8 protein-coding genes and 1 pseudogene are annotated in these 10,673 nt (G+C 60.9%); 4 read left to right on the top strand and 5 right to left on the bottom strand.

The features are described 5' to 3' along the window. Positions 1-1,250 precede the first annotated feature (1,250 nt). The 5 genes and pseudogenes from MUW49_RS10385 to MUW49_RS22060 form a co-directional block, all read right to left on the bottom strand. The gene (locus MUW49_RS10385; protein WP_029313511.1) at positions 1,251-2,237 is read right to left on the bottom strand and encodes a WYL domain-containing protein; all 987 of its coding nucleotides are present in this window, start codon (positions 2,235-2,237) and stop codon (positions 1,251-1,253) included. Positions 2,238-2,523: 286 nt separating this feature from the next. Then, the gene (locus tag MUW49_RS10380) at positions 2,524-2,910 is read right to left on the bottom strand and encodes a SirB2 family protein (protein ID WP_201957131.1); all 387 of its coding nucleotides are present in this window, start codon (positions 2,908-2,910) and stop codon (positions 2,524-2,526) included. Then, a complete protein-coding gene (locus MUW49_RS10375; protein WP_210537908.1) occupies positions 2,907-4,763 on the bottom strand; it encodes a monovalent cation:proton antiporter-2 (CPA2) family protein in 1,857 nt (618 codons plus the stop codon). The genes MUW49_RS10380 and MUW49_RS10375 overlap by 4 nt, the downstream gene beginning before the upstream one ends. 70 nt (positions 4,764-4,833) lie before the next feature. Then, entirely contained in the window at positions 4,834-5,433 is a 600-nt protein-coding gene (locus tag MUW49_RS10370) for an NAD(P)H-dependent oxidoreductase (RefSeq protein WP_134997649.1), read from the bottom strand. Positions 5,434-5,492: 59 nt separating this feature from the next. After that, positions 5,493-6,345 (bottom strand): annotated as a pseudogene (locus MUW49_RS22060) (LysR family transcriptional regulator). A gap of 140 nt (positions 6,346-6,485) precedes the next feature. Between MUW49_RS22060 and MUW49_RS10355 the strand changes: the two are divergent. The 4 genes from MUW49_RS10355 (at position 6,486) to MUW49_RS10340 (ending at position 10,539) form a co-directional block, all read left to right on the top strand. Next, on the top strand, positions 6,486-7,208 hold the full coding sequence (locus tag MUW49_RS10355; protein WP_182976160.1) for an SDR family oxidoreductase: 723 nt from the start codon (positions 6,486-6,488) through the stop codon (positions 7,206-7,208). 76 nt (positions 7,209-7,284) lie between these two features. Further along, positions 7,285-7,608, top strand: coding sequence for a hypothetical protein (locus MUW49_RS10350; RefSeq protein ID WP_010672576.1), 324 nt, complete (start codon positions 7,285-7,287; stop codon positions 7,606-7,608). Between the two features lie 45 nt (positions 7,609-7,653). Next, positions 7,654-8,085, top strand: a complete 432-nt coding sequence (locus MUW49_RS10345) for a DUF411 domain-containing protein (RefSeq protein WP_010672577.1) — start codon at positions 7,654-7,656, stop codon at positions 8,083-8,085. 288 nt (positions 8,086-8,373) lie between these two features. Then, entirely contained in the window at positions 8,374-10,539 is a 2,166-nt protein-coding gene (locus MUW49_RS10340; protein ID WP_244812693.1) for a S9 family peptidase, read from the top strand. The last annotated feature ends 134 nt before the right edge of the window (positions 10,540-10,673 follow it).

The following is a 10,673-nucleotide window of genomic DNA, read 5'->3' as shown; positions in this document are numbered from 1 at the left end:
GGTTTGACAGGTGAGTCGATGCGAAAACAGGGCATCAACTTGACCGATGCCGATCAGGCAGAGTAAAAGAAAGACGCAGTTCCTGCGGGTAGAAAAATGGTGATCGGCATGATGTTATTGGCTGATCGACATGATGTTATTAGCCAAGCCAGTGGCCATTGTTACCTGGAATCAGTCGCCAGGAGCACTCTGGCTGGTTGGCCGCGGCTGATCTGCTGCGCTCTGAGGGCCTAGTGGATATCGCTGAGTATAGATGAGGGAGGGCGGAGGAAAGGCAAGGAGCGCTACTGTGGCTGCCTCTGGTGGGTATACAAACAGGTTATCAGTGATGCAGATGGCGTGATGTAGGCAGGATCGCTCAGGCTGATTCCATTTTCTGTTGTGTCGCGGGCATGGGGTGCACAAAAGAAAAGGGGACAGCAGATGCTGTCCCCTCAAGTCATTTCGTCCATTCCCTGAACTGCCATGCTCCCTGCAATCCTTGACGCTATCCTTTCCTTTGGAAATTCCCCTTCCCAATCCGTTGGGGTGTCCTGTGGCCTTCCTAGCCTGGCAATCTGTCCTGATTGCTTCACCCTCTCCTTCCTGGAGGTGTCCATTACCACATCCCGTGGTGTTCCTGCGTCATCCTGACTGATAACCATCCTGGCTATCACGCTTCATCTTGAAGCTGTTCCTGACCGCGTCTTGCGGTGTCCTTTCATCCTTGATGAGCGACAATCCGTGCCACTCAACCTCATCCTGAGGTATCCAACTACCGCATCCTGCGGTTGTCCTGTCGATCCTTGTGATAACCATCCTGGCTATCAACCCCATCCCGAGGTGTTCCTTGCCCACATCCTGCAGGCTATTCCTTGTTTATGCGCTGTTTCTGCATCCTGCCGAATCAGCTCGTCCTTGTGAGACCCATACTAAGGCAATTACGGGCTCGAACAAGGTGTGCATTCGGCTTGGATTCCGTGACATCCGGTGCAGAAATGGGCTTGTGTGGAATATTATCTACGTTTATCAGTTACTTAGATAGTTTCCATGGAAAGCATACCCAGTGCGGGATGGCTTCACGTACGGTTCAACACTGAGGGGTCTTACAGGGGGAATGGCAGATCTCTTACAAGCAGAAATCGGTAGGAAAACGATGGTGCAGCCGCTTCAATCAGGGGTGTAAGAGTTCAAAATTAATTGAATACTTATGCTTTAAAAGTAGACAAAAGCCGAGATAAATCTCGGCTTTGTATTGTCTGCTGGTTTCTTTAGCTGACCCTTGTCCCAGGAGTCGGGTAGGCCTTGCGCAGTGATTCGGGTGCAAGTACCTCCAGGTTGCCGCTCATGTTGTTCAGCCAGGAGCGGAACTCGGGCGTATCTTGCACTTCGGTCTCCACCACCACGCTGCGCTTGTCGTAACGGGTCATACGCGGGTTATGTCCCGGGATTTGTCCATCGATCAGGGTCGGGCAGTTGGCATCGATGCGCCCGACGAAGCGGATCGGACCGCTGACGTCCTGATAACCCTGGTCGCGGATTAGCTTCTGGATATTGAAGTCCTTCGGCTGGGTCGCGCTGAAGTTGGTCAACTCCACGTTCTTGATGTGATCGAACGGAATGCCGTAGACCTTGGGATCCAGCTCGGAGAGGGTACAGAGCAGGATGGGGCCATCGGGCTGGTTCAGGATGCCGAGGGGATTGATGCGGTCATAGCAGAGCCAGACAGTACGCTCCTTGATGACACGCTGGATCTCGGCGCTGAACTTGCGGCCACGCCAGAGGGCGTCGCGGATCAGGGTGCTGCGGCGGATCTCCGGATTGCCGGCGAAGGGGCGAGGTGACTGGTGCACGCTCTCCAGCCAGCGCTCGGCCAGTTCGCTCTGGCTGTCGCGGATCACCTGACCAGCCTTGTCGATCAGCGGGTTCAATTCGGTCAGCACGCTTGCCGGCAACAGTTGGCTTGCCTGGTCGCTCCAGGTTTTCAGGGCCACTGCCAGCGAGAGCGGCATGATGTTGGCAAAGTCATTGAGACCATGGCGCTCGAAGCACCAGCCATGAGGCTTGCTGCGCTCATCGGAGGTGAGGTCGAACAGTCCCATGCCGGACATCTCTTCCAGGTCCCGTTGCACGGTACGGAGACTGACGTGAATGCCTTCCTCTTCCAGTTTTACCTGGAGTTGGCTGGCGGTCAGCTTGTAAGGGCGGTGCGGGATGCAACGCGCCAAGGTCAGTTGTCGTAACAGCTTCTTACTCATGGTGCATGCCTTCACTGGTTTAGCGTTGAGTGTATCCTAGCCATGGCCTGCGACAGTCTATGTCGCAAGTTTTGCTGCGACAACTGTCGCCATTTTCATACATGAAGAAACAAGGCATTGATAAATAAAACAAAATAGCAATGAAAAGGGGTTGTTTGAGCCTTTTTTTATTGAAAACAAGTCTTGCGAGGATGCTCGCGACCAGGGTGACAGGAAGGAAATGGAAGCAGTAAGGAGGGGGAAGGTGGGAAGGAGGTGGGGGACGGGCCCCCACCTCGACACGTCGTTATGTCAGCCAGGACCAGGCTGATTTGGTGATGGCTGCGCCCACCATGTAGCCGAATACTGCGAGAGCGGCCACTCCGGCCACCAGCTTCTGACCGCGGGCAGGGCGCTTGAGCGCCATGACGCCCAGGCCGATGTAGATCACCAGGGCAATCAGCTTGGCCATCAACCAGGGCTGCTGGCTAGGGCTCATCTGCAGGGTCACCGCCAGCAGCACGCCAAACAGCAGCAGGAAGGTGTCGTTGATGTGGGGCAGCACCTTCAACCATTTCTGTTGCAGCCGCCCGCTGCCCGCCAGCGCCAGGCTCCAGCGGTAGAGGAAGAGCAGCAGGCTGACCAGGGCCAGGGTCATGTGAAGGTGTTTGAGCATGGGGTAATAGGCAATCATGTTGCTTCCTTGTCGTTGTCGGGCAGACCGCTGTTCCATTGATGGGCGTGGGTACGCTCCTGTCCTTCCTGATCGTCTTGCAGCAGGTCGGAGAGGATGTCGCGGTATTGCAGGCTCTTGTTGATATAGGTGTGCTCGTCGTCCAGGTAGTTGACCTGTTCCCGCAGCAGCCGGTTGTCATACTGCTTGAACATCTGCCCCGCACGCCAGGCCTGATTGGCCCTGAATCCCAAGAGGGTGAGTGCTTCTACCCCAAGATCCACGGCCGACCCCAGGGTTTCGCGGTGCACGCTGTCTATCCCGTGGCGCAGGATCTCGTGGGCATGGGGTCTGTCCTGGGCACGGGCCAGTATTCTGAGGTGCGGGAAGTGCTTTTTCACCATCTCGATCACTTCGAGGGAGGTGGCCGGGTCATTGAGGGAGAGCACCAGCAGTTTGGCCTTGTGGGCGCCGGCCGCGTGCAGCAGGTCGAGTCGGCTGGCATCCCCATAAAACACCTGGTAGCCGTACTTTCTCAGCATCTCTATCTGGCTGGCATCCTGCTCCAGGATGGTGGTGCCAATACCATGGCCGTGGAGCAGGCGCCCCACTATCTGACCGAAGCGACCGAAGCCGGCGATGATGACCGGGTGTTCCACCAGCTCGGGCTGTTCATGTTCGGGGGTGTCACTCTGGTTGCGGTAGTCGAACCAGGGCTGGATCACCCGATCGTTGAGGATAAGCAGCAGCGGTGTCAGCGCCATGGAGAGGGCGACGACCAGAGTCAGGAGTGAGATGGTGCTGCCCGGCAGTACCTTGTTCTGGGCGGCGAACGAGAACAGCACGAAGGCGAACTCCCCGCCCTGGGCCAGGGCCAGGGCGAAGGTCCAGCGCTGGTTCGGGGAGAGGCGAATGACAAAGCCGAGCCCCATCAGCACCAGCCACTTGAGCACCATCAGACCGATCACCAGTGCCGGGATCAACAGGGGATGGGCGGCAAAGAGGCTGAAGTCGATGCCGGCACCCACCGACATGAAGAAGAGGCCGAGCAGCAGCCCCTTGAACGGCTCTATGTCTGCTTCCAGCTCGTGGCGGTATTCGCTGTCCGCCAGCACCACGCCGGCGAGGAAGGAGCCGAGGGCGGGGGAGAGACCGACGGATTCCATCAGCACGGCGATGGCGATCACCAGCAGCAGGGCGGCAGCGACGAAGATCTCCCGCATGTGGGACTGGGCGATGGCGCGAAACACCGGCCGCATCAGGTAATGACCACCCAGCACGATGCCGGCGATGGCGGCCACCACCAGCAGGCCGTGCTGCCAGCCTGCCAGCTCTGAGCTGCCGCTGCTGGCGACCGGCGCGATGGCCAGCAGCGGCAGGATCGCCAGGATGGGGATGACGGCGATGTCCTGGAACAGCAGCACGGCGAAAGCGGAGCGGCCGCTTTCGCTCTGCATCAGTTTGCGCTCCTGCAGGCTCTGCAGCACGATGGCGGTGGAGGAGAGCGCAAGAATAAGACCGATGGCGAGCCCCTGCTGCCAGGGCAGACCCAAAAGATAACCCACCCCGGTCAGGGCGACACTGGTGAGCAGCACCTGCAGACCACCGGTGCCGAGGATGGGCCCTTTCAGTTGCCACAACAGGGCCGGGCGCAGCTCCAGACCGACCAGAAACAGCATCAGCACCACCCCGAACTCGGCGAAGTGCATCACGTCTTTCTGCTCGCCCACCAGACCAAGCAGGAAGGGACCTATGATGATCCCCGCCAGCAGGTAGCCAAGGACGGAGCCCAGCCCCCACAGCTTGGCCAGCGGGACGGCGATCACCGCCGCCGAGAGGTAGATCAGGGCATCAAACAGCAATCCATGTCCCATCAGCGGCTCCTCCTTAACATGATGAATGCCGGTGAGGGCTGGCCGGGCCTGCGCCCGGATCGAGTGTGTGTCATGGGAGTACCCCCAGCAGATCGCGCAGATAGGGGCTCTCGGCCAGTTGGACCGGGGTCAGCTGCTCGTCACGCAGGGCGCACAGCAGCTGGCGATAGTCCTGGCCGCAGCGGTGCAGCGCCTCGGGATCCTCGAGCTTGTGGAAAGAGTGCAGCACGAAAGGGGGCAGCCAGCGCATGCCGCACAGCTGTGCGGTCTGCTGGAAGGGGAGCAGGAAGTCGAGCAGCGGGCGCTGGTTGTAGCCGGCGCGGCAGTAGGATTCGGGGCCACCCCCCGTGGTGATGGCGCTGAGCCACTGCTTGCCGTTGAGGGCGTGGGCCTCGGGGCCGTAGGCATAGCCGTACTCCAGCACCAGGTCCATCCACTCTTTCATGATGGCCGGGCAGGAGTACCAGTAGAAGGGGTGCTGGAAGACGATGATGTCGTGCTCCGCCAGCAGGGCCTGTTCCCGTTTCACGTTGATGAACATGTCCGGATAGCGTTGGCAGAGATCGTGCAGGGTGATCCCCTCCAGCCCCTCGATGGCGTGCAGCAGTTGCTTGTTGGCCCGGGAACTCTGCAGTGCCGGGTGTGAAAAGATGACCAGAATGCGTTTCATGGGATTCCTGAAGAGGGTCTGCTGCCGGCACATGCGACAGACTGTGAGCTGAAACGTTATCAAGAAGCTCCCTGGCCCGCCAGTTCCGGGATCAGTGCGCGCAGCGCCGGATTCAGGGTCTGGTGGGCGGGGTAGCAGAGGCCGATGCGGCGGAACATCCGGGGGCCGCTCACGGGCAGGGTGCACAGGTCCGCTTCGTCCTCCACCAGCCCGTCGGGCAGGAAACTGATGCCCACCCCGGCCAGCACCAGCGCCATCACCAGCCCCTTGCTCTCGGCCTTGGCCACCAGATTGAGGGTGAGCCGGTCACAGGCCAGCAGGCCTATGGTTTGCTGATGGGCTTCGCAGGGGGGGCACTCAATGAAATCATGGTGTTGCAATTCAGCCAGCTCGATACGCGCCCTGCCCGCAAGAGGGTGTCCCCTGGGAACGCACAGCACGTACTCCTCTTCCCAGAGCGGCAGGAAGATCTCGTCCTCCCGGCGCAGGGCATCCAGGGTCAGTCGGCAGTCGGCCGGAGTGCCGTAATCGGAGAGGGTGAGATCCAACTCGGGCAGCACCCCCTGCACCCGCCGAAGCAATCCCGCCAGCCGACGTCGGCTGAGGTCGGCTGAGGTCGGGCATGATGGCCATGTTGAGTCTCGCACGCGTCGCCTTCTGGCGAAACAGGGTCGGCAGGCGACGCGCCTCTTCCACCAGCTTGACGGCGTGGGGATAGAGATAGTGGGCCGGATCCTTCGCTTCCACCCCCTTCTTGCCCCGGATGAAGAGGCTGTCCCCCAGGCTCTCTTCGAGCTGGCGAAGGCCGGCGGAGAGGGAGGGTTGGCTCACGTGGCAGCGGGCTGCCGCCGCCGTGATGTTCTTCTCTTCATAGATGGCGATGAAGAAGCGCAGCAATCTCAGGTCCAGCATGGGGATACCATAGTTAATTCAGATGATAACCAGCGGAAAACTATATTTATCGCCGATGGATGTAGCGACTATAGTGACTGGGTCCCGTGCTGGCCAGCCCTTGTTTGACGCCCATTTCAACGCATCAGAAGGAAAACTCCATGTCCAAGTCCCTCGTGGTGATCACCGGCGCGTCCGCCGGGATCGGTGCCGCCATTGCCCGCGCCTTCTCCGCCGCCGGCCATCCGCTGCTGTTGCTGGCCCGCCGGGTCGAGCCCATGCAGGCGCTGAACCTGCCCGATACCCTCTGCATCGGGGTCGATGTCACCGACACCGCCGCCATGAAGGCCGCCGTGGCGCAGGCGGAGGCGCAATTCGGCCCGGTGGGATGTCTGGTCAACAATGCCGGCGTCATGCTGCTGGGACAGGCCGACGTGCAGGATCCCGCCGAGTGGCAGCAGATGCTCAACATCAACGTGATGGGGGTTCTGAATGGCGTGCATGCGGTACTGGCCGGCATGAAGGCCCGCCGCAGCGGAACCATCATCAACATCAGCTCCATCGCCGGTCGCAAGACCTTCCCGAACCATGCCGCTTACTGCGCCACCAAGTTCGCCGTTCACGCCCTGACCGAGAATATCCGGGAAGAGGTGGCCGATGTCGGCGTGCGGATGGTGACCATCGCTCCGGGCGCGGTGGAGACCGAGCTGCTCAGCCACACCACGGACGAGAGCATCAAGGCGGGCTATCACGACTGGAAGGATCGGATGGGAGGCGTCATTGCACCCGAGGTGATCGCCGACGCCGTGCTCTACGCCTGGCACCAGCCGGCCAACGTCTGCGTGCGGGAGATCGTGCTGGCGGCCACCCGCCAGCAACCCTGATGCAGACGGGGGAGGGGTTGACCCTCCCCCTGGGCCAAGGGTTACCATAGGCCCTCTTTCGTCATTGAGTCGTCTCATGGTCCTGACCCGTCGCCAACTCGCTCGCGCCCGCCGCTGGCTCCCACTGTGGAGTCTGGTGCTGGTGCTGATGTCGTTTGGCAGCCGTGCGGCCACCGATCTCTGTACCCTGACGCCCCATTGCAGCCAGAGCGAGCGTACCCTGGAAAAAGCCATGCCCTGCGGCAGCTTCACCTCGGCGCTCGCCATGACGGTGCTCACCAGCGACAGCCTGACGGTTGCCCGGCTTGAGCCCGACAGGCCGACATACCTCTCTCCCTCTCTGTTCATGCCGGAGGCGCCCCTGAAGCGTCTCGAGCGTCCGCCCCGTCACCACGGCTGAGTCGAGTTTCCCTTTCCGGGCATTTCTTCTTAACCGAGGTGAGATATGTACAAGTCCCTTTTACTGGCCGTGCTGGCCGGTACCGTCAGTTTTTCTGCTCTGGCAACCGGGCAGATGACCGTCTACAAGTCCCAGTATTGCGGTTGCTGCAAGACCTGGATCAAGCACATGGAAGAGAACGGCTTTGAGGTCAAGGTCGTGGAAACCGAGCAGCTTGACCCGATCAAGCAGCAGCATGGCATCACCCCGCAGCTGGCCTCCTGCCACACCGGGGTGGTGAATGGCTATGTGGTGGAGGGGCATGTGCCCGCTGCCGACGTGCAGAAGCTGCTCAAGGAAAAACCGGCGATCCGCGGTCTGACCATTCCGGGGATGCCCCAGAGTGCGCCGGGCATGGATATTCCGGGGCAGCCCTATCAGGTGCTGAGCATCAGTGACGAGGGCGCGACCAAAGTCTGGTCGAGCTACCCCGGCTGATGGATGCTGACCGTGAGCAGACACACTTCCATCATGTGAGGCACACCTGAGCGAACCCGTGTCGCTCACGGTCAGGGAGGAGGGCCGCCATCGCGAGATGGCGGCCCTTTTTCGTCGATTTGGGGGGGAATGTCCGGGGAGCCCTTGCAACCCCGGGCGACAAGGGGCAGATTGATCGCCAATTTTTATTTTCTCAGGGACGCTTTTCCCACTGCCTGCCGGTGTGCCGTCTGGATGCGTGCAGCACCAGCGGGAGGGGCGGCCCTGTGACAGCGCAAAGGATGCGACATGTTCACCTTTTCCCGGGGGTTGCTGCTGGCTTGCCTGCTTGCTGCGCCCTGTTCCCATGCCAACGAAGAGTCCGCCATGCCTACAAGCGATACTTCCACCCAGCCTGTCATTGTCCCCCCGGTGGCTGCCAAGCACCCCCATACCCTGAAAAAACACGGGGACACGCGCGTCGACAACTACTACTGGCTGCGTGACGACGAGCGGCAGAAGCCCGAGGTGCTGGACTATCTCAAGGCCGAGAATGCCTACACCGAGGCCATGCTCGCACCGATCAAGCCGCTGCGCGAGCAGCTCTACAAGGAGATGGTGGCCCGTATTCCCCAGCAGGACGAGTCTGTCCCCTATGTGAAGAACGGCTACCGCTATCAGACCCGTTACGAGCCGGGCAAGGAGTACGCCATCTACTCCCGCAGCAAGGTGGAAGGGGACGGGGCGCCCACCCTGCTGCTGGATGGCAACCAGCGCGCCGAAGGCCACGAGTTCTATGCCCTCGGGGCGCTCGAGGTGAGCCGCAACAACCGCTGGCTGGCGGTGGCGGAAGATTATCTCTCCCGCCGTCAATACAGGATCCAGTTCCTCGATCTGGAGAGCGGCGCCTGGGCCGCCGACACCCTCGAGAACACCTCCGGCAACCTGGTGTGGGCCAACGACAGCAAGACGGTCTTCTATGTGCGCAAGCACCCCAAGACCCTGCTGCCCTACCAGGTCTATCGCCACGAGCTGGGCACGGATCCCGCGAAGGATACCCTGGTCTACGAGGAGAAGGACGACTCCTTCTATGTGAGCCTCTACGCCACCACCTCGGAAGATTTCATCGTCATCTCCCTCTCCAGCACCACCACCAGCGAGGCGCGCCTCATTGATGCCAATGTGCCGGGCCAGACGCCACGCCTGTTCCTGCCCCGTCAGGTGGATCACGAATACAGCCTGGATCACTACCGCGGTCGCTTCTATGTGCGCTCCAACAAGGACGGCAAGAACTTCGGCCTCTATGAGACCAAGGAGAGCCCGGTGGATCGCTGGAAGGCGGTGATCGCCCCCAATCCGGACGTGCTGCTGGAGAGCTATGCCCTGTTCAGGGACTGGCTGGTGCTGGAGGAGCGCAGCCAGGGGTTGACCCGGTTGCGTCAGGTCAACTGGCAGAGCGGCGAACAGAAGGAGATCGCCTTCGACGATCCCGCCTATGTCACCTGGCTTGCCTACAACCCGGAGCCGGACACCAGCGCCCTGCGCTATGGCTACTCCTCCATGACCACGCCGTCCTCCACCTATGAGCTCGACATGGACAGCGGCAAGCGGACTCTGCTCAAGCAGCAGCCGGTGGCGGGCTTCGTGCCTGCGCAATATGCCAGCGAGCGGCTCTGGATCACCGCCCGTGACGGCGTGGCCGTGCCGGTGTCGCTGGTCTATCGCAAGGACAAGTTCAAGAAGGCAGGGGGTGGTGCAGGCACCAATCCCCTGCTGGTCTACGGCTATGGCTCCTACGGCGCCAGCATGGACCCGGACTTCAGCAGCTCACGCCTGAGCCTGCTGGACCGGGGCTTCGTCTACGCCATCGCCCATATCCGGGGTGGCGAGGAGCTGGGCCGCACCTGGTATGAAGAGGGCAAGCTGCTCAAGAAGCAGAACACCTTCAACGACTTCATCGACGTGACCGAGGCGTTGGTGGCGCAAGGCTACGGCGCCAGGGATCAGGTCTATGCCATGGGAGGCAGCGCCGGCGGCCTGCTGATGGGGGCCGTCATCAACCAGGCGCCCCAGCTCTATCGCGGCGTGGTGGCCCAGGTGCCCTTCGTCGACGTGGTCACCACCATGCTGGACGAGTCCATTCCCCTCACCACAGGGGAGTATGACGAGTGGGGTAACCCGAACCAGAAGCGCTACTACGACTACATGAAGGCCTACAGCCCCTACGATCAGGTCAAGGCCCAGGCCTACCCGAATCTGCTGGTGAGCACGGGGCTGCACGACTCCCAGGTGCAGTACTGGGAGCCGGCCAAGTGGGTGGCCAAGCTGCGTGAGCTGAAGACGGACGACAACCAGTTGCTGCTCAGCACCGACATGGAGGCCGGTCATGGCGGCAAGTCGGGCCGTTTCAAGGCCTATGAGGACATCGCCCTGGAGTTCGCCTTCATTCTGGAGCTGGCCGGCAGCAAGGCGTGATGGCCGGGCCCAAATGAAATCAGCTTGTTACCAAACCCCGTTCCGGCAGCCCCGGATCGGGGTTTTTGCATCTTGGCGACAAAAGCGTCATTAACGTCGTGTTTATGCTGTTCAGTAAGCACTTCGCAATATAA

The sequence above is a fragment of the Aeromonas sp. LsrichE-8G genome, from assembly GCF_022869435.1.
GTDB lineage: Bacteria > Pseudomonadota > Gammaproteobacteria > Enterobacterales > Aeromonadaceae > Aeromonas > Aeromonas caviae.
Note: the sequence above shows the minus strand (reverse complement) of the source record. Positions and strands in the feature narration are given on the sequence as shown.

What these genes read in the sequence shown, in the direction of transcription:
- MUW49_RS10380 (WP_201957131.1), bottom strand. Translation starts at nt 2,910, where the DNA reads ATGATTGCCTATTACCCCATGCTCAAACACCTTCACATGACCCTGGCC.
- MUW49_RS10375 (WP_210537908.1), bottom strand. Translation starts at nt 4,763, where the DNA reads ATGGGACATGGATTGCTGTTTGATGCCCTGATCTACCTCTCGGCGGCG.
- MUW49_RS10340 (WP_244812693.1), top strand. Translation starts at nt 8,374, where the DNA reads ATGTTCACCTTTTCCCGGGGGTTGCTGCTGGCTTGCCTGCTTGCTGCG.
- MUW49_RS10355 (WP_182976160.1), top strand. Translation starts at nt 6,486, where the DNA reads ATGTCCAAGTCCCTCGTGGTGATCACCGGCGCGTCCGCCGGGATCGGT.
- MUW49_RS10385 (WP_029313511.1), bottom strand. Translation starts at nt 2,237, where the DNA reads ATGAGTAAGAAGCTGTTACGACAACTGACCTTGGCGCGTTGCATCCCG.
- MUW49_RS10345 (WP_010672577.1), top strand. Translation starts at nt 7,654, where the DNA reads ATGTACAAGTCCCTTTTACTGGCCGTGCTGGCCGGTACCGTCAGTTTT.
- MUW49_RS10370 (WP_134997649.1), bottom strand. Translation starts at nt 5,433, where the DNA reads ATGAAACGCATTCTGGTCATCTTTTCACACCCGGCACTGCAGAGTTCC.
- MUW49_RS10350 (WP_010672576.1), top strand. Translation starts at nt 7,285, where the DNA reads ATGGTCCTGACCCGTCGCCAACTCGCTCGCGCCCGCCGCTGGCTCCCA.